Annotated in this window: 15 protein-coding genes and 1 tRNA gene; all 16 read right to left on the reverse strand. The window is 63.5% G+C overall.

Going from position 1 to position 19455, the window contains the following annotated elements:
* Positions 1 to 103: 103 nt before the first annotated feature.
* Positions 104 to 433 carry a thioredoxin gene (gene trxA, locus LAN37_14990; GenBank protein ID MBZ5648519.1) on the reverse strand — a complete coding sequence of 110 codons (330 nt, stop codon included), beginning with the start codon at positions 431 to 433 and terminating at the stop codon, positions 104 to 106.
* A 284-nt stretch (positions 434 to 717) separates the two neighbouring features.
* Positions 718 to 3453 (reverse strand): protein kinase, encoded by a 2736-nt coding sequence (locus LAN37_14995; GenBank protein MBZ5648520.1) that lies wholly within the window; start codon positions 3451 to 3453, stop codon positions 718 to 720.
* 94 nt (positions 3454 to 3547) lie between these two features.
* Positions 3548 to 4294, reverse strand: coding sequence for a dienelactone hydrolase family protein (locus tag LAN37_15000; protein ID MBZ5648521.1), 747 nt, complete (start codon positions 4292 to 4294; stop codon positions 3548 to 3550).
* 872 nt (positions 4295 to 5166) lie between these two features.
* Positions 5167 to 6423 carry an ABC transporter permease gene (locus LAN37_15005; protein MBZ5648522.1) on the reverse strand — a complete coding sequence of 419 codons (1257 nt, stop codon included), beginning with the start codon at positions 6421 to 6423 and terminating at the stop codon, positions 5167 to 5169.
* The gene (locus tag LAN37_15010; protein ID MBZ5648523.1) at positions 6423 to 7682 is read right to left on the reverse strand and encodes an ABC transporter permease; all 1260 of its coding nucleotides are present in this window, start codon (positions 7680 to 7682) and stop codon (positions 6423 to 6425) included. Before LAN37_15010 ends, LAN37_15005 begins: the two co-directional genes overlap by 1 nt.
* A gap of 128 nt (positions 7683 to 7810) precedes the next feature.
* A tRNA-Leu gene (locus LAN37_15015) sits at positions 7811 to 7897 on the reverse strand.
* A 77-nt stretch (positions 7898 to 7974) separates the two neighbouring features.
* A complete protein-coding gene (locus LAN37_15020; protein MBZ5648524.1) occupies positions 7975 to 8490 on the reverse strand; it encodes a hypothetical protein in 516 nt (171 codons plus the stop codon).
* A 109-nt stretch (positions 8491 to 8599) separates the two neighbouring features.
* Positions 8600 to 9376 carry a sulfite exporter TauE/SafE family protein gene (locus tag LAN37_15025; protein ID MBZ5648525.1) on the reverse strand — a complete coding sequence of 259 codons (777 nt, stop codon included), beginning with the start codon at positions 9374 to 9376 and terminating at the stop codon, positions 8600 to 8602.
* A gap of 32 nt (positions 9377 to 9408) precedes the next feature.
* Positions 9409 to 10584, reverse strand: coding sequence for an acetamidase/formamidase family protein (locus LAN37_15030; protein MBZ5648526.1), 1176 nt, complete (start codon positions 10582 to 10584; stop codon positions 9409 to 9411).
* Positions 10585 to 10832: 248 nt separating this feature from the next.
* Positions 10833 to 12167, reverse strand: a complete 1335-nt coding sequence (gene oxlT / locus LAN37_15035; protein ID MBZ5648527.1) for an oxalate/formate MFS antiporter — start codon at positions 12165 to 12167, stop codon at positions 10833 to 10835.
* A gap of 144 nt (positions 12168 to 12311) precedes the next feature.
* Positions 12312 to 13334 (reverse strand): pyruvate synthase, encoded by a 1023-nt coding sequence (locus tag LAN37_15040; protein ID MBZ5648528.1) that lies wholly within the window; start codon positions 13332 to 13334, stop codon positions 12312 to 12314.
* A 47-nt stretch (positions 13335 to 13381) separates the two neighbouring features.
* Entirely contained in the window at positions 13382 to 14608 is a 1227-nt protein-coding gene (locus LAN37_15045) for a pyruvate ferredoxin oxidoreductase (protein ID MBZ5648529.1), read from the reverse strand.
* Between the two features lie 27 nt (positions 14609 to 14635).
* The gene (locus LAN37_15050) at positions 14636 to 15808 is read right to left on the reverse strand and encodes a (4Fe-4S)-binding protein (protein MBZ5648530.1); all 1173 of its coding nucleotides are present in this window, start codon (positions 15806 to 15808) and stop codon (positions 14636 to 14638) included.
* An 18-nt stretch (positions 15809 to 15826) separates the two neighbouring features.
* The gene (locus LAN37_15055; GenBank protein MBZ5648531.1) at positions 15827 to 16534 is read right to left on the reverse strand and encodes a FadR family transcriptional regulator; all 708 of its coding nucleotides are present in this window, start codon (positions 16532 to 16534) and stop codon (positions 15827 to 15829) included.
* A 208-nt stretch (positions 16535 to 16742) separates the two neighbouring features.
* The gene (locus tag LAN37_15060; protein ID MBZ5648532.1) at positions 16743 to 17726 is read right to left on the reverse strand and encodes a 2-dehydropantoate 2-reductase; all 984 of its coding nucleotides are present in this window, start codon (positions 17724 to 17726) and stop codon (positions 16743 to 16745) included.
* On the reverse strand, positions 17723 to 19240 hold the full coding sequence (locus LAN37_15065; GenBank protein ID MBZ5648533.1) for an acyl--CoA ligase: 1518 nt from the start codon (positions 19238 to 19240) through the stop codon (positions 17723 to 17725). Before LAN37_15065 ends, LAN37_15060 begins: the two co-directional genes overlap by 4 nt.
* Positions 19241 to 19455: the final 215 nt, after the last annotated feature.

The raw sequence follows: 19455 nt of genomic DNA on the forward strand, positions 1-19455 counted from the left end.
CTTCAACCGTGAGGGACCTGCTTTTCGCGGGCAAAGCAAAGGGCTCAGCGCCCGCTGAGCCCGTCTTCAACTTAGTACTGAGTACCGAGTACTGAGTACTTCCTTACAGCACCTTGGTGATCGCCTTCTCGATGGTCTCTTTGGGGACGTAGCCCACGATCTGCTCCGCCACCTTGCCGTCCTTGAACAGCAATAGGGTGGGAATGCCGCGCACGCCGTAGCGCTGCGGGGTGGCGATGTTCTTGTCCACGTCCATCTTGCCCACCTTCACCTTGCCGTTGTACTGGCTCGCGACCTCTTCCACGATGGGCGCGATCGCCTTGCAGGGTCCGCACCACGCGGCCCAGAAATCCACCAGCACCGGCTGGCTCGCCTTGAGCACGTCGCGGTCGAAATTCTCGTCGGTTACTTCAAACATCCCAGCTCCAGCCATCTCTCCTCCCAGATATGAGTGCCGCTGCCGCGCAGGCAACTCATCATCCTAACAGAAGATTGGATGCGGGGAAGCCGGAGACGATTCAGGCCCTCCCACGACCGTAGACCCACGACCCACAAATTAAAAGCGCCCTGAGACGGTTAAGTCTCAGGACGCCACGGCAGCCCTCCCCCGGAACTGCCTAACTTCACGCACGACTCTATGTCGGCAGCCCGGGCCGGTAAAGATATCTTCGGTAACCGCGAAGTAACCGCACGGTAACCACGGGTTCACACCCCGCCCTACTGGCGGAAATTGCTGATCAGCACCACGTCGCGGGTCTGGGGCCCACGGCCGAGCACCATCTTCTTCCCGTCCCAGGACCAGGCGAAGCTGTAGATGCGTCCCTCTTTGAAATCCGTGATCGGCTTCAGCTTGTCCAGCCCGGCGCCCACAGGCAACCGAAAGATGTTCGAGACTCCATTGCGCGTGAGCACCATGTCGAACGCCTTGCCGTCCGGCGCCCAGCGCGCGGCGCCCATGCTCTGCGGAAGTTCCCCTTTGGCGATCAGCCTGTTGCCCTCCATGGACCGCACAACTCCCATGGTCTTGGGGATGCCTTCACCCTCCAGCATAGGATATGCGATTGCCTTACCATCCGGCGAGATGGGGGCGCCTCCCGTCGCGGTTTCGTTGTCGAAGCTGATCTGGGTCGGCTCGCCTCCCATTACCGGCATCCGGAAATGTTTGAACTTGCCCGTATCGATCGACCCGTAAGTCGTCCACGTGCCGTCGGGCGAGCAACTGATGGACTGGTCTAAGCGGTCGTGCGTGAGTTGGGTGGGATTGGCGCCATCCGCATCCATGCGCCAAACCGACACGCCGGCCGACGTCGCACGCTGGTACAGGATGTGCTTGCCGTCGCCGCACCCCTCGGCGTTGCCCGTGATGTGGTCGGGGGGCGACACGCGGCGCGGGTTACTGCCGTTTTCCTCCGCCACCCAGATCTCGCCGGCACGATTCGTGTACACGATCTTGCCCAGCAGCCACGAGACGTTAAACCCGTCCGACCGGCCGGAGGTGATCTGGGTGATGTGCTTCAAGTCCTTTGCCGCTCCCAGCCACACGTTGGGCATGCGCTCGTTCTCGATGACGGCGAGTTGCTTGCCGTCAGCGGTAAGGCTCACGCAGCAGGTGTCGTAATCGTTGAGGTCATTGGTCAACCGCTGCGGCGTCCCTCCGGGATACGGCACATACCAGATCTGGCCCTGCGGTCCCTTGGACAGGTCGATCGCCCCGATCAGCAAGCCGGACCCATCCGGCAGCCAAGAGACGCGGCCGATGACGCCGTAGTGCGTGTAGATCTTCTTCATTGAACCGTCCGCGACCGAGACCGCAACGATCCCGCTCAGCCCGCCACCAGAGAACTCGAACACCGAGGCCGCGATCACCTTGCCGTCCGGCGACCACGCGGGGCCAGTCCCCGTGAAGGAACTGGGGTTGCGCCGGGTGGCCAGGGCGCGCTCCCCGCTCCCGTCGGCATTGGCGACGTACAGTGTGATCTCGCCCCGCTCCAAAAACCCGCGCTCGTAGGCGATCTGCTTCCCGTCGGGAGAGAACGAGACCGCTGTGTCCACGTCGAAGCGAATCTGCTGCGCATCGCCGCCCAGCACCGGTACCTTCATCAAGTAGCTATAGGCCTGCTGCTTCCGGTCGGAGCGCACGAAGTAGATATAGTTGCCGTCGGGCGAGAAGGTGGCGCCGCTATACAGCACTTCGGCCGGCGGAACGATCTGCACGTTGCTCCCAGTGGCCACCTGTCGCACCCACAGGCTCTGCTGCCCTCCTTCATCGGTGGCGTGCACGATGTAGCGGCCGTCGCCCGAGATCGCCACCTGCGTCGCCTTGCCGCTGTCGGTGATACGCGCCAGCCGCATGTTCTGGAAGCTCAGCGCGCCGGTTGTCGCGGTCGCCGCGGGTGCTTCCGTCGTTTTCCGCGCCGTGACCAGCTTGTACAAACCGTATGTGATCACCGCCGCGACAATGAGGAAGATGCCCGTGCCGACGGTCAGCGCCGAGCCGCTGCGCCTCAGTTCCGCCGCAATGATCTTGGCGCTGGAGTCGCGCCGCACCGCGCCGCTCACCACGGCAGAACGGCCGGAGTCGGTGTCCCGCTTCAGCCGCTTCAGGTCGGCGCGCATCTCCGCCGCCGACTGGTAGCGCACGTCGCGGTCCTTCTCCAGCGCCTTGCGGATGATGCTCTCCAGCTCCGGCGGAAGCTCCGGATTCAGCCGCAGCGGCGGCACCGGATCGCGGTTCAGGATCTGGTCGAAGATGACCGCGGTGGTCGTGCCCTTGAAAGGAAGCACGCCCGTCGCCATCTCGTAGAGCACCGAGCCGAAGGAGAACAGGTCGGTCCGGGCATCGAGCGTCTCGCCGCGCGCCTGCTCCGGACTCATGTAAGCGATCGTGCCCACGGCCGAGCCGGGACTGGTCAGGTGTTCGCTGGCGATCGTGGGGACGCCGCTGGGCGCGGCCGTCGCCCCCACCACGTCGGCCACCGCCTTGGGCGTCAGCTTGGCCAGACCGAAGTCCAGCACCTTCGCCCGATTGTGCGCCGTGATGAAGATGTTTCCCGGCTTGATGTCGCGGTGCACGATGCCCTTGGCGTGGGCCGCGTCCAGCGCTTCGGCGATCTGGATGGCCAGCTCGAGCAGCAGATCCAGCGCCAGCGGGCGCCCGGCGACCAGCCGGTCCAGCGACTCGCCCTCCAGCAGCTCCATCGCCATGAAGTGGCGGTGCTCGTACTCGTCGATCTCGTAGATCGTGCAGATGTTGGGATGGTTGAGCGCCGAGGCGGCGCGGGCTTCGCGCTGGAAGCGCTCCAGCGCGGCGCCATCCCGCTCCATATCTTCGGAGAGGAACTTCAGGGCCACACGCCGGCCGAGCTTGACGTCCTCAGCCTCGTAGACCACTCCCATTCCTCCGCCGCCGAGGCGATTGAGGATGTGGTAGTGCGAGATGGTCTGCCCGATCAAGGATCAGTCCGCAGGCAAATCTTAGCAGGAAGAGTCAGCAAGAGGTGGGAGGCAGCACAATGGCCGCTGCGGCCTGCTTTCTGCTTCATGCCAACTATTTCTTCAGCTTCGCCGCCAGAAATTCCACCGTCTTCTTCCACGCGTCCGCGGCGTCGTCGGCGCGGTAGCCCTGCTTATTGTTGGGATTCTCGAAGGCGTGTCCCGCCTCCGGATAGATGACGATCTGCACGGTCTTGCCCAGCTCCTTGAGCGTGGCTTCGTACTTCCTGACGTCGTCCACGGGAATACCGCGGTCCTTGCCGCCGAAGATGCCGAGGATCGAGGCGTGAATCTTCGAGAGCGAATCCTTGTCGGTGGCGAGGTGGCCGTAGTTGATGACCGCCGCCACCAGCCTGGGATCGTTCAAAGCGAGGGTGTTCGACATGCCGCCGCCAAAACACCATCCGATGGAGCCGATCTTGTCGGGATTCACGTGCTTCAGGGAGCGCAGGAAGGTGGTTGCGGCCAGCAGGTCGCGGATGGCGCGGTCCTCGGGCAAGCCGCGCATCAGTTCATGAGCCAGGTCGGGATTGTCGGCCACCTTGCCGCGGTACAGGTCCACGGCCAGGGTGACGTATCCCTGGTCGGCGAGCTTCGAGGCCTCTTCCTTGACCCAGTCGTTCAGGCCCCACCACTCGTGGATGACCACCAGCGCGGGGAACGGTGCCTTGCCGCCGCTCGGCGTGTAGAGCATGCCCTGCACGGTGTCGTCGCCGCTCTTGTAGGAAACCTGTTTCCCCTCGGCCGCGATCAGGCTGGCTGTGAACAGCACCAGGAACGTCAGAACCAGAGTCGTACGCATTTGCACCCCCGGCGGAAGAGATTACCGGACGGGTGCGAGGGACGCAAAATCTCCTCACCACAAAGGACGCTGGCCATTCGCCCCGGAAGCGTGTTCCCTTCGATCGGGTGGAGCAGGCCTTAAGGCCTGCGTCAGAGAGGTCGAAAATATCCGGCTTCAGCCGCTGAGGGAAACTGCCTGGTGCCCACCCTTGTCGCGCCCGCTTTTGGCGCAACAGGGTGCGTGATCCTTCGTGAAACGCGGGTGCCCCACCCAACGCGGGTTTCGTTGGGTGGGTTCCTCCGCGGTATTGCGGTGAGTCTTTTCTCCCACCGCAACTCTCTGAAAACAAAGACGCGGGCAAGATCTGGATTTGTATAGCTCTCAGCTATGTCAAGAACTTTATTTTTCTGGTCTGCAAGATGCTGATTCCGCAGCACAAGTCGCCCCGCCTCACCACAGCCGCATCTGTTCACTCTGCTACGCTGGATGTTGAGCCGCTTTGCGGGCGTGAGCGTAGCGGGAGCCCGCAGGCGAAATCCTGAGCCCTTGGCGAAGGATCCTTTGTTCCCAGCGGGCCTCGCGCCCGCCCGCTGCCCCGCGCAGCCGCCGTTCTTTGAAAAATTAGGCGCCTTCGCCGACTCCTGACTCCCGACTCCTGACTCCTGGTCCCCTTGATATCAAGAGCTAACTCCTTTGTTTCAATTGATGAGGGGGAGGGGGTAGGCGGGGTGGAGCAGGCCTTTAGGCCTGCATCCCGGCTACAAAAAGCGGGACGGCTTCAGCCGCTGAGGTACCTCAGTGGCTAAAGCCACTGAATCTAGACTGCATCGACTGCAGGGCTGAAGCCCTGCTCCACCCCTTCTGTTTCAACCAATCAGATTGGGGCGCGGCTACTCATATCGCAACGCGGTCACCGGATCGAGCTTCGACGCACGAATTGCGGGCACCATGCCGCTGATCAGACCGACCAGCAGCAGCACGCCGCTGGAGATGAGCACGGTTTGCGCCGAAATGTGCAGCCGGATGTCGCCGGCGCCGGAGTCGTCCTTGAAAAGCGCGCCCAGCATGGGCAGCGTGCCCACAAGGGCGGAAATCAGGTACGACAGCAGGATGCCGACAATGCCGCCCAGCAGCATCAGCAGCAGCGCTTCGGCCAGGAACTGGGCGCGGATGTGCCAGCGGCGTGCGCCCAGGGCGCGGCGCAGGCCGATCTCGCGGATGCGCTCGTCCACCGAAACCAGCATGATGTTCATCACGCCCACACCGCCGATGCCCAGCGTCAGCGCGCCGATGAAGGTCAGCAACACCTCGAGGCCGATGGTGATGCCGTCGATGACCGGGCGGAACTCCTCGCGGCCGAACATCTGGATGGCGCGGCGGTCGGTGGGGGACCAGCCCTGGCGCGTGGCCACGGCAGCGCGCATCTGGTCCATGGCTTTCTTCTCGAACTGCGGCGCCACCGGCGTGAACACGATCACGCGGCCGTACTTGGCGTCCCACAGGTCCGCCGCCGCCGAATAGGGGATGAACGCCGACTTGTCGTCGGGGCCGAAGTAGTTCGACAGTTGCAACTTGCGGTCCATGACGCCCACCACGGTGAATCGTACGCCCATGATGTGGACTTCCTCGCCCACCGGCGGCTTGGTGCCGAAGAGTTGCCTGTAGAGACGTCCGCCGAGGAAAACCACGCGGCGGCGCTCGATGCCGTCGGCGGAGGTGATCCAGCGGCCCTGGCTGGGCAACTCGTTGCGCATCTCGCCGTACTCCGGACAGACGCCGCGGATGGGCACGTTGGCCAGGCGGTCGCCATAGGAGATGTCGGTCCACTTCACCGTCTCCAGGCAGGCCTGCTTCACCAGTGGCGAAGTTGCCTTGATGAAGTCCACGTCCGCCTGTTCGAAGCGGACCACGCGGCCGGCGCGCTCGCCGCCGGGCTGCTCGCTGGTCTGCCCCGGCCAGGCGATGACCACGCTCTTGCCGAATTTTTCGAAGCTGCGCACCAGCACCGTGCGGAAGCCTCCGCCGTAGGCGATCAACAGCGTGACCGCCACGATCCCCCACACGATCCCGAGCATGGTGAGCAAGCTGCGCGTGGGGCTGCGCCGCAGCGCCACCCAGGCCTGGGTCAGGAGCTCACGCCACATCATCAGCCTCCCGCCTCGTAGCGCAGCGCTTCGATGGGGTCCACCGAAGCGGCGCGCGTCGCTGGATACAGCGCCGAGAGCACCGCGATGGTGCCGAGCAGCACGAACGAAAGCACTCCCACCTGCCACGTCGGCAGCAGTCCCGCGAAGAACTGCGGCATGGGAATCAGGTTCACCAGCGCGCACACGCCGTACGCAAAAGCCAATCCGACCCCGCCACTGGCGAACACCACCAGCAGGGTCTCGACGAAGAATTGGCCGACGATGGAGCGCCGGGTGGCGCCGACGGCCTTGCGCACGCCGATCTCGCGGGTGCGCTCCCGCACCGCCACCAGCATGACGTTCATCACTCCCAGACCTCCGAGGAACAGCGTGGTGACGCCCATCGCGCCCAGGAAGTACTTCATGCCGTCGGTCATGGCGGCGAAGGCCTTGGCTTCTTCGACCGTGTCCCAGATCTGCGCCGCCTCTTTATCTTCCGGATTGAAGTTGTGCAGGCGCGCCAGCACCTTGCGGACTTCCAGCTTGCAAGCCTCGTGCTGGACCAGCGATTTGGGCGTCACCAGAAGGCGGTCCACGCTGTCGGCCGGGTAGGGGGGAGGGTTGGGGAAATCGCGAATGATGGCGTTGAAGGGGATGAAGACTTTGTTGATGTCGCGGCCGTCATAGCTGGAGTCCTGATCTTTCTTCCGCATCACGCCGATGACGGCGTAGGGATGAGAATTCAGCCAGATCGTCTCGCCGAGCGCCTTGCGTCCCTGGAAGAGCTGGTCCTTGGCGTCGCTGCCCAGGATAGCTACGTTGCGCGCCCCGAGGTTGTCCTCCTGGTTGTAGAAGCGGCCCTCGCCGATGGGAATGCTGCGGATGTCGGCGAACTCGGGCATGGAGCCGGCGATGGTCAGGGCGGCGTTGGCGTACAGGCTCTGGATGCGGATGTTGCCCTGGCCCAGCTCGGGGATCACATCCTGGCAGTCGGTGGCTTCCCTCTGGATGGTCTCGTAATCGCGGCGCAGCCACCACAACTGGCGCCCGGCGCGAATACCCCCGGCGTCCATGCTGGTCTTGCCCGCGAACACGATCATGATGTTCTTGCCGAACCCCTCGGCCGCTTTGCGCTGCCCCACGCGCAGCCCTTCGCCCGCCGCCACCATCAGCGTGATGGAGACGATCCCCCAGCCGATGCCGAACATGGTCAGCACCGTGCGCAGCTTGTGCGCCCAGAGCGTTCGGAAGGTGTCGCGGAGAAGGTCTTTGAAGATCACGCGGGTCTCATGCCGTCCTGTTATTCAGTACGACAACGGAATGCCATTCGTTCCGTTGGACGGCTGGAGCGGCAATCGGAAAGCTTGTTTGTGCGGATTTTGAAACGAAGGAGACGTCGCGAAACAGCTGGTGCCGGGAGGGGGAATTGAACCCCCATGGCCCGAAGGCCGGCGGATTTTGAGTCCGCTGCGTCTGCCAGTTCCGCCATCCCGGCCGGAGAGGCGCGATCACAGGTTAGCACAGGCGGGGAGGCGCCCCAATCGGGCGCTCCAATGCGGATTCCGGACTGACTTACTTCTTGGCAGCCGGCGGGTTCACCGGTGCGGCGGGCGGGTTCGCCGGTGCGGCGGCCGGGCTCGCCTCCTCGCGGCGGAACACCACGACTTTCCCGTCCGACGGCTTTCCAGTCAGCGTTTTGCCGTCCTCGGAGAGAATCCAGCGATCGACTTCGTTGAACGACTTGGAGCCGATCTCGCTCTCCATGATGTGGTGCGTAGTGATCTGGAGTTCGTTCTTGCGCAAGCGACCGTCCGCATAGGCGGTCTCATTCGCGTTGGCGTACAACTTCTCCTGCTTGCCGTCGGTGCGGAACTCGTCCCTCTCAAACAAGTGGTTGTTCGCCCAGTATTCAAAATAGATAAGGGAGCCGGCCTGCCTCACGACCAGGGTGGTGTCGGGCGGGAAGTATTTTCCACCAGTGCTCTTTTCCGCGATGAACTTCCATCTTCCGGCAAAGTCAGTTGATTTCGACGCTGCCTGCACCAGGACCACCAGGAACAGAACCACCAGAACGACTCGCAGTTTCACAACCCACCTCGCAGGAATGTTCTTGAAACCGGGATAAGGGATCGTGCACAGGATTGTATGACTGTTCCGATCCGGAAGCAAAAAGGGGATCCACCTCGTCCGCAGGTCGCTACTTCAGGGTCACGAAGAAATAGGCCGTCATGATGATGCCCACGGCGATGATGAAGTACCGCACCTTCCTGGGATCGGCCTTCTGGGTGAATTTCGCCCCGAACCACCCGCCGGAGAGGGCGCCCGCGATCATCATCCCGCACTGCGGCCAGAAGACCGCACCCGCCACGATGAAGGTGATGACGGCGGTGGCATTGATGACGGCTGCGGTCACCGTCCGCAGGGCATTCATGCCGTGCATGTCGTGCATGCCCAGCGCCGCGAGCATGGCCAGGGCCATGAACCCGATGCCGCCGCCGAAGTAGCCCCCGTAGATACCGACCAGCAGGTTGGCGAAGGAAACCGCGGTGATCGCCGCCGCTGAGGTCTGCCGCAGATCGTCCACGGTGGCGGCCTTTCCCACCAGGGCGCGGATGCGGTTGCCGAAGATGAACAGGAGCGTGGCGAACAGCAGCAGCCACGGGATCAGGCGCTGGAAGGTGTGCTGCGGCGTCTTGACCAGGAGCAATGCGCCCACCAGGCCGCCCACCGCGCTGGTGACCAGCAGCGGAAGCAGGAGGCGGGCCGGCACTTTGAGCAGGCGGAAATAGGCGAAGCCGCTGGCCGCCAGACCCGGCCACAGGCCGACGGTGTTGGTCGCGTTCGCCTCCACCGGCGGCACGCCCGTCAGCAGCAGCGTGGGGAAGGAGATGAAGCTCCCTCCCCCCGCGATGGCGTTGAGCGTTCCCGCCACCAGCCCGGCGAAAAACAGGACGATGGCTTGGGTCAGGTGCAAGCGTTAGGTTTACCAGAAACCAGCCGAGCGCATTATTCCTTTTTCGCCGCAGGCTTGGCCTTCGTCTTTTCGCCTTTTGCATGGGCCGGGGCCTGCACGAAGATCGACTTCGGCACCATGCAGTGGACGCCCTTGCGGATGTCCACCATCTGGGTGACGCGGCAATCGCCGACGATCGAGGTCAGCGCATACGCCTCGCTGCGACTCATCGGGACCATCGTCTGGGTGGACAGCCAGTTGATGGTGTTGCGCACCGCGATCTTCATCGCCTCCGTCAAGTCTTCGTCGAAGCCCACGAAGATCCAATCCGACTTGGTCTCTGCCCACGGCCAGTCCGTCTTCATCCCTTTGTGCAGGATGGGCTGGACCTCGATCTCTTTGTAGGCGCACTCGATGGCTTCCAGGTTGACCTCGCCGTTGCCTTGCCGGCAATGCGCGTCCCCTATCCAGATCAACCCCCCTTTGAGCAGCACGGGGAGGTAGATCGTCGAGCCGGCCTGGAGCTCGTTCAGATCCATGTTGGAGCCGTTCTTCCAGGGACGCAGGGTGCTGGTGCGGCCCTTGGCGTCGTGGATGGGCGGGCCCGCCTTCTCCTTGGGCTCGTTCGGATCGACCCCGACCGCCAGTATGCCCGGGAATGGCTTCAGGTCCACCATGATGCCCGGCTTGAATTCGGTTTGCATGTTCTTGAGGTCGAATTTGTAGTAGCGGACAAAGCCCTCGGGAAAATCGGCCGCCAGCAGGCCAACGGTCGGAAAATCCTTGCCCGGAAGGTTGTAGTTCTGGCCGAACTCCTTGGGGACAATCTTGAGGATGCGGATCTCGAGGGTGTCTCCCGGTTCAGCCTCCTCGACATAGATCGGGCCGGTGATCGAGTGAGGTCCGCCGCCGGGGTTCGCCTTGCGCAAGCGGACCAGCTCGTCCATGTCCGGACCTTTGCCATCGGAAGACGGCTTGATCTGGTCGAGCGCGTGGTACCAGGTCTCGACCGAGACTGTGTCCCCGGACTTGATGGTCAGCTTTGGGGGCTCGTTCGAATCGAGCCATCCCCACTGGATGTTGTCCTTGGTCGCGGCCAGCGTGTAGTGCTTGCCTGCGCTGGAAGCGGATGGGGTGTGCTTTGACGCGGATTTCTGCTCGCCAAAAGCGAGCAGGCTTGCCAACACCGTCAGCGCAGTGCCGGCCAGGATTGCAGCATTTCGTCTCATCATCCCTCCGTGATCGAATCGAGTGCCGAACTATGATCGCGTATGAACAGTAACGAAGGGCATGAGTCTGCAAGAGTGTAGCTATGTGCCACGATTCGGCGCTGGAGGGTAAGGGGAAGACTGCGCGCGTCGTGCTCCACGGACACTCCGCGCCCAAAATACTCCGCCGGTTCAGCCGTGGCCCCGAGCGGACCCGGGAGTGAGCCACCGCTATCCCTCCCCCGCGCCAACCGGATGTTGTGGGCACTTTACGCCACGCCCTGCGCCGCGCTGCCGGCCGCTGGGATCCGGGCCTGCGACGTTGCCTCCGACCGCGCGACGGTGCGCTTCGCCACCGGCTTGAGCCACAGCAACGCGGCGAAGGCTGCGATCAGATCGCAACAGATCATGGCCCAGAAGACCTTGGTCCACGAGCCGGTCTTGGAGAACATCCACGCTGCGCCCGGTCCGGCGAAGATCGAGGCCAGTCCTTTGGCCGTGTACACGATGCCGTAGTTCGTGGTCGCCCATTTCTTGCCGAACAGGTCACCGGTGATCGCCGGGAACAGCGAGAAGATCTCGCCCCAGGCGAAGAAGCACAGGCCGGACAAGGCGATGAACATCAGCGGCCGGTGGATCAGTTGCAGCAGCGCGAACACCGCCATCGCTTCCAAGCTGAAAGCGATGAACATGGTGTTCTCGCGGCCGATGTGGTCCGAGACCCACCCCCAGAAGGGGCGCGTCATCCCGTTGAGGACGCGGTCCACCTCGATGGCCAGCACCAGCGCCGTCATGCCGCCGAAAATGATCACCTTGTCGACCTTGTAGGAAACTGCCATGGGGTTGAGTTGGGCAGTGACCACCAGGCCGCCGAAGGCGAGCAGGGTCATCATGAAGTAGATCATCCAGAACGAGCCCGTCTTCACCATCTCCATCGGCGTCATGTCCACCGTCGAGGTGTTGAGCTTGGACTTGATCTGGGCTTCCTTTTCCTTCCAGCCCGGAGGCGCCCATCCGATCGGCGGTTTGGCCAGGAAGATCGCAGCCAGCAGCACGATCGTGCCCTGGATGATTCCCCAGACGATGAACGTGTGCTGATAGCCGGAAGCCTTGATCATGCCGGCGATCGGTGACACGGTTAGGGCTGTGCCAACGCCGTAGGCGCCGGCCGTAAGCCCGACACAGAGGCCACGATGGTCGGGAAACCATTTCAGCGCGTTCCCGATGGTACCGCCGTAGACCACACCCGCGCCGATGCCGCCCAGCGCGTACCAGAAGTACAGGCTATGGACCGTTTCCGCGTACCCGGAGCCGATCCAGCCAGCCCCGACCAGCAGCCCGCCCATGCCCAGCATCAAGCGTGGGCCGATCCGGTCGACCAGATAGCCTTCGAAGGGCACCAGCCAGGTTTCCATCGCGATGAACAACGCGAATGTCCACTGGACCGCGGTGAGCGTGACGTTCAGGTGGGATTGAATGGGCTTCGTGAACAGGGTCCAGGCGTATTGCAGGTTGGCGATCGCCATCATGGCGACGACGCCAGCGATCAACTGGACCCAACGGTCGACGATGCGCGATGGATGGATCGCGCCGGGTAACGCCATCTCAGCCATGGACTAACCTCCGGTTAGCCGATCGGATGTAAGGACGAGCTGCAAGAATGCTGTCTGCGGCCACAGCCTACCGGAGATATTCGCGCGCAACCTTGCGGTCGCGCGCGCTACCCTATCGTATTCCGACACAAATGTCTATTTGGGCGCTTCGGCCTCCAATTCCTGGTGGAACGGGATGACGCCTGGGATAAGCCACTTTGTCCACATGTCGTCCACTTTGCTCTGGAAATAATCGATGTCGTCGTCGGTGAAGTGGGCGAATCGTCCCTGCTTGAGCAGGTAGTCGCGCACCGGCTGCCGCTTGATCTTGCCGGCGGCGATCTGCTGCGTGCGCCCGGTCAGCCGCAGCACGCCGTCTTCTACTTCGTACAACGGCCATACCCCGGTGTTCACGGCCATCTCGCCCAGTTCGTGCGACTGGTAGGGATCGTAGTCCCAGCCCTTGGGGCAGGGGTCGAGAGAGTGGATGAACGTCGGGCCGCCGATGGTGAGCGCCTTGCGGATCGAGTTCATGGCGTGCAGTCCGTAGGACATGCAGACCGTCGAGACGTAGCGGCAGGTCGGATGGCCGGCTGCCATCATGCCCGCCATGTTCTTCTTCCAGCGGTGATGCATGATGCGTTTCACCTTGCCCGGCGTGCTGAACGTGGTGTTGGCGCCCCAGGGCGTGCTGCCCGAAAGCTGGATGTCGGTGTTGGCGTACGACTCGTTGTCGTACATCAGGATCAGGCAGTTGTAGTCGGGATGCGTCAGGGTGGCGGAGATGGCCGCGAGGCCCATGTCCGCGCCGCCACCGTCGCCGCAGAAGGCGATGACGTTGATGGGCTCTCTCTTGATCTTGCCCTTGCGCATGAGTACTTTCAGGCCGGCAGCCGTCCCCAGCGCCGCCGAGCCGCTGCTGCCCAGCTGCGTGTGCATCCAGGGCACTACCCAGGCGGTGCTGTAGTAGGTGGTGTTGGCCACGTACATGCACCCGGTGCTGCCCAACACGATGGTGCGCGGGCCCGCGGCCTTGACCATCAGCTTCATGACCAGGGCCGATTCGCAGCCCTGACACGTCCGGTGTCCTGAGGTAAAGAATTCTTCCGCAGGGATCTTCTTGACTGACTGGAACGGGTCCAGGCTCTGTGTGGGATCGAGCTTTACGAATGTTGCCATCGCTTCCTCATCCTTTCTGGCGGCCGGAGCACGCCAGGGAAAATCGGTTACTCGCGCAGTCCGATCCACTGCGTCAAAGGCTGCGACTTGCCTTCCGCCGCGGCGTACACGGATTCGGTGATGGTGCGCACGTTGGGCAGGGTGACTTCGCGCCCGCCGAGACCGCAGATGAATCCCAGCACCGGCGGCTTGTTCTTGACGTTCGCCGCGTACAGGGCGGACCGTACTTCGGTCGTTACCACGCCGCTCATGTACGGGGATCCGAAGGAGTAGTCGCGGTCTATCACACCCACCGCCTTAAACCGGCTGAGGCACTTGCACAACTCTTCCGCCGCGAACGGCCGGAACCAGCGCAAGCGCACGAACCCCACCTTCTTGCCTTCCTTGCGCATCTCGCGGATGGCCACCTTGACCGGCGTGGACAGAGTGCCCATACCCATCAGCACGATGTCCGCATCCTCGGTCTGGTACTCCTCGAAGAACGGGTTGCCGTAGGAACGTCCAAGTTTCTTCTCCAGGTCGGCATAGGCTTCACGAATGACGCCCGCCGCCCGCTCCGCTGCCGCATAGTTCTGGCGGCGGATCTCCATGACCCAGTCCTCGTTACCCTGCGGGGCCACGGTGATGGGATTGTCGGGGTGGAGCAACAGCTTGCCGCGGTTGTACGGCGGGAGGAACGACGTGACCTGTGCCTGCGTGGGGATCTTGACCAGCGCCTGGGAGTGGGTCAGGAAAGCTCCGTCGCAACTAATTGCACAAGGTAAAAGGATGCGCGGGTCTTCTGCGACGCGGTAGGCGATCAGCGCTGTGTCGAGCGCCTCCTGCGCCGTGTCCACCCAGACCAGCAGCCATCCCAGGTCGCGCACGGCCAGAGCGTCGTTATGCTCCACACCGAAAGCGCCCGGGTCGTCCAGGGCGCGGTTGCCGACCATGGCCACCATGGGAACACGCAGCGCCGGGGTGACGGTCAGCGCCTCCATGGCGTACATCCAGCCCACGCCGCTGGAGCCGCAGAACACGCGCGCGCCCACCACCGAGGCGTGCTTCACGATCTCGAACTGCGAGTGCTCGCCCTCGGCCACGATGTATTCGCAATCCAGTTCGCCATCCGACACCAGCTTCGACACGTACTGCATGACCGTGTCGTAGGGCCGGATGGGGTACGCCGTGATCACATCCACGTCAGCCAGCTTGCAAGCCACCGCGATGGCCTCGCTGCCGGTGATCAGAGCTGTCTTCTCGGTATCTTTTCGCTCGTCGAGAACCGTTGCCATTTGTGCCATGATCCGTCGTTCCTCCAGTTATTCCTTCGCGATGGCGAGCATTTCGGGGGTTTCTTTGTCGTACTGGCCGCGGTAGCGGAAGCCGTGCATCCGTTCGGGGGGCTTGGACGCGATCTTCTCTTTCAGCCAGGTCTTGTACCCGTCCTTGTTCTCCCTCCACGCTTTCCACTGGCTGGCGTTGTCCTGGAATTGGACCTCGTTGACCATGGTCACGCAGTTGGGGACGGGGCAAACCGCTTCGCACACACCGCAGCCACAGCAGGCCTCCAGGTTCGCGTCGTAGAGCCCTTCGGGCGTGACGTCGAAGCAGGTGTCGGGACACTGCAGCCAGCAGAGCGTGCATTTGATGCAGGTATCGAAGTCCACCACCGGGCGAAAACTGCGTGTCGCGTACTTCTTGAAGGTCGGATTGCGGTCCGGCTGATAACCGCCTTCTACATGCGTCTTGGGGTCTTCCATCTTCTCGCCGCGCGCGATGGCCGGGATGGTGATGCCTTCTCTCATCTCGTGCCACTTGGGCAGCTCGAACTTGTACGGTACCTCGGGGTTGCCCTGGTTCGGCTTCACTGTGACCGTGCTGGCTCGCTCATACGCCTTGGCCGCGGACGCCGCCTTCACCTCGTCGTGCCATTCGTCGCGGATCGCCTGTTGTATGGCTTTCAGGCTGAACAAACCGGGCAACACGCGGGCGATAGTGCCCAGGATGCGCACGTCGGTGTGGTCGTTCTTGTACACCCACAGCCCGGAGAAGCTCGGCGTGCCTTTCACGATGCACAGGTTGTAGGGGGTTGCCTTGCGGTGGGCCATGGAGATGATGGTCTCGGGCGACTGGACCGAGGTCACGATCAAGGTGCCGTTGGGCTTCAGCAGCTTATTGATGGGCTGCAGGCCGTACCAAGCCCACGATTCCACGCCCTTACAGAGCGTGTCGTCCACCGAGATGGTGATGTCCACTTCCTTGGGCTCATACTTTGCCATTCCCTCTTCCAGGGTGAGGTCGTCGGTGCCGACGATGGCGAAGCTCTTGGCGGGAATGCCGTTGCGTTCCGGGCTGTCGCTGTAACGGCCGAAGGAAATACCCGGTTTCCCATCGAGGTGCGCGGCCAGAACGATGGCCCGGCTGATGTTCTTGGCCAGGGTCTTCTGGAAAATCCCGCGATAGACGATCTCGACCGCGAATAACTGACCCATGAAAATCCTCCGTTCGATCTAGAACTTGTTCAGGACGATCTGCTCGACATCCTCGATATGCCGCCGCATGGCCGAATCCGCCGCCGCCCCGTCGCCTCGCTTGATAGCGGCGAGGATCTGCCGGTGCCCGGCCAGGGACCTCTGCGCGCGTCCCGCGACCTGCAGCGAGCGCTCGCGCGTCTCGCGCAGCAGGTCCATCAGGAGGTCCAGTACCTTCAACACCACGCTGTTGCCGGAGGCCATCGCGATGCTGTAGTGGAACTCCGAATCTTCGTCGATGGTCATTTCGCCGCGGCTCACCTTCTCCGCCTGCCGCCGCAGGATGTCCTCCATCTCGGCGATCTCGTCGGGAGAGGCGTGCTTGGCGGCGCGCGCGGCCAGCGGCGGCTCGAGCATCTTGCGCACCTCCAGCAGCTCGCTCACCAGCTCACGCTTGTGCTTCAGCGCGTTGACCAAGGGATTGATCAGAGATTCGGCCGTGAGCTCGCAAACCACCGTGCCCACGCCCTGCCGCGGCTCCAACAGGCCCGCCAGCTCCAAGCTGCGGATGGCGTCGCGGATGGAGCTGCGGCTGACCGAGAACATCTCCGCCAGCTCCCGCTCCGGGGGCAGTTTGTCGCCCGGCTTCAGTTTTTCCAGGATCAGGCTCTCGATCTGGCGAGCGACTTCCTCGTAGACCTTGTTCCTGCGGATCGCTTCGAACACGGGCTTAGCCGCTTCCGCCATGCCACCCCCAGTGGTCTGATGACCGGACCAGTGAATTATAAGACCCTTGTCAAGCGTTTTCGATGGGCACAATGGAAAACAGACAGGGGCTCAATTGCCCCTCTTAGCACCTCGGGAGTCGGGGGGCGCTAGCGCGACCACGCGGGATATCCACGACAAGCCCGCAGGACACGCGTGTGACCCGATCCCAACTCGACCCAGGAGACCCTCACCGAGTCTCCGTCGAAGCCCGGCCCTGCGCCAGCAATTTCGTGCAGGCATACACGGTGCGCGTGTAGGGCATCGGGAGACCCAATCGTTCCCCCAACTCTACAACAGCGCCTACCACCGCTTCCAGTTCCAGCGGCCGCCCGGCTTCGAGGTCCTGCAGCATCGAAGTTTTGTGCTCTCCGACTTTTTCCGCTCCCGCGATCCGCTTGTCGATGGTAATCGGCATCTCCAACCCAAGCCGGGTCGCGACCGCCTCCGCTTCGCGCATGATGTGGCGCACGACGTCGCAGGCCTCCGGAGCGTGCACGATCTGGGCCAGAGTCGCACCGGTCAATGCGCTGATCGGATTGAATGCGACGTTACCCAGGATCTTGACCCAGATCTCCTGCCGGATGTGGGTGGTGATAGGGGCGCGCAGCCCGGAAGCGACGAGCGCGTCAGCGATGGCGCGGATCCGTTCGGAGCGGGTGCCGTCGGGCGCGCCCAGAGTGATGCGATTGCCTGCCACGTGCAAGATGACACCCGGCTCGACGACCTCCGTGGAGAAATAGACGATGGAGCCCAACACGCGTCTGGCGTCGATGGCCGCTGCGACCACCCCACCGGGATCGACGCGTTCCAGGCGAAGGTCTTTCATCGGCCCTTCCCATCCCTGGAAGAACCACCACGGCACTCCGTTCTGGGTGCTGACGACAGTGGTGTCAGGTCCGAGCACCGCCTTGAGCTGCGGCGCCAGATGCGGCAGGCTGTGGGCCTTGACCCCGAGGAAGACAACATCGGCGGGCCCGGCCTCCTCCAGCGTTCCCACCACCCTGGGACGTGCCTCGAAATCGCCCTCCGACGACTTCACCCGGACGCCGTGCTGCTGCATGGCATGAAGATGGGGGCCGCGCGCGAACAATGTGACGTCCTGCCCAGCGCGCGCCATGCGCGCCCCGAAATAGGCCCCGATGGCGCCGGCGCCGGCGATCAGGAACTTCATGCCGGTTCACCCAGCAGCGCAGCCGCGACCGCCTTGCGCCGGATCTTCCCGGTCGCCGTCAGGGGGATGCTCTTCACGATATAGATCTTCTTCGGGCACTTGAACTCTGCCAGTCGCTCCCGGCAGTGTTTCAGCAGGACCGGCTCCATCTTGTGCCCTGGTTCATGCAGGACCACCGCTGCGGCCACCTCCTCGCCCAATGTCGGGTGGGGCACGCCGAAGGTGACCGCATCGGCGACCGCCGGATGTTTCTGCAGCACCTCGTCCACCTCGCGCGGCGAGACGTTTTCGCCGCCGCGGATGATCAAGTCCTTGATCCGGCCGGTCAGATGCAGATAACCGTCCGCATCCAGGAACCCCTGGTCGCCGGTGCGAAACCAGCCGTTCACAAAGGAGCTGCGATTGGCTTGCGGGTCGTTCTCGTAGCCGCGGAAGACGCTGGGGCCCTGGATCACGACCTCGCCGCGCTGGTCCGTTCCCAGGTGATTCCCTTCCTCATCCACGACGCTGATGCGGATGCCCGTCGGCGCGCCCACGGACCCCGGCTTGCGGTGGCGCGGAGGCAGCGGATTCGAGGACATCTGGTGCGAAGCTTCCGTCATCCCATAGGCTTCGACGAAGGGAATGCCGAAGACCTCCTCCATCTTGTGAATGACCTCGGGCGCCAGGGGCGCGCTGGCGGAGCGGATGAACCGCAACGATCCGTGGTCCTCGGGATGATGGTGCCCCTTGCGAGCCCGTGTCAGGAGAAGCTGATGCATGGTCGGCACCGCCGAGTACCAGCTCACGCGGTAGTGCCGCACGATGCGCCAGAAAGCGAGCGGATTGAATTTCGTTGGGACAACCACCGTCCCTTCCGAGAGCAGTGTGGCCAGCGTCGAGGCCACCAGTCCATGGATGTGGAACAGCGGCATGATGCACAGCGATACGTCTTGTGGAGAGAGTCCGTAAGTATCCACGATGTTGCGGGCGGATGCCATCAGGTTGGCATGGCGGAGCGGGACACGCTTGGGCCGCCCCGTGCTTCCGCTGGTGTGCAGGACCAGCGCTACGTCCTCCGGCGATGGCGATGCCGCCGCCGGCCCCGCCGCCACATCAAGCAGGTGAACCACTCCCTGGGCATTCATTTCCGCAGTGAGGACACGGATCCCACGGTCGGCCGCGGCGCTCCGTGCGACTTCGGCCCCGGTCGGGGGACAGATCAGATGGTGAGCGAATGTGTCTTCCAGGAAGAACAGGAACTCCTCGTAGGGGTAGGCCGGGTTCATCGGCGCGGCCGTGCCTGCGATGGCAGACGCGAGGAAGCAGACGATGGCGGGCAGGCCGTTGGGCAGGGCGATGGCCACGCGGTCGCCCCGGCGGACGCCGGCCGCCGCCAGAGCATCGGCCATCGCCAGCACCTGTTGCCGCAGCGAATCGTAACTGACCCGGAGCCCGACCTCGGGAACGATGATCGCCGTGCGGTCGTTCCCAGGAGAGCCGAGCAGATCAACGAGCGCGCCAGTGGGCTTCATCTGCTGCCGGTTCGATGGGAGAATGGCGCCCCCGGGGTGAATCCTCTGATCGGCGACGCGGCGTGTTTCGCGATTGGCTTCTGTAGCCAGGGTGTGAGTCGCTGGTGCAGCGGCGGCAGGGATTCGAGGCATGCTTTGCGGAACTCCCTCCGGGGATCCAGGTCGGCGGGCGCGAAGTTCATCCATGGTGTGGTGGCGTACCCAGCGTGCAGGGC

Source organism: Terriglobia bacterium (assembly GCA_020073495.1).
Taxonomy (GTDB): domain Bacteria; phylum Acidobacteriota; class Terriglobia; order Terriglobales; family Acidobacteriaceae; genus JAIQFD01.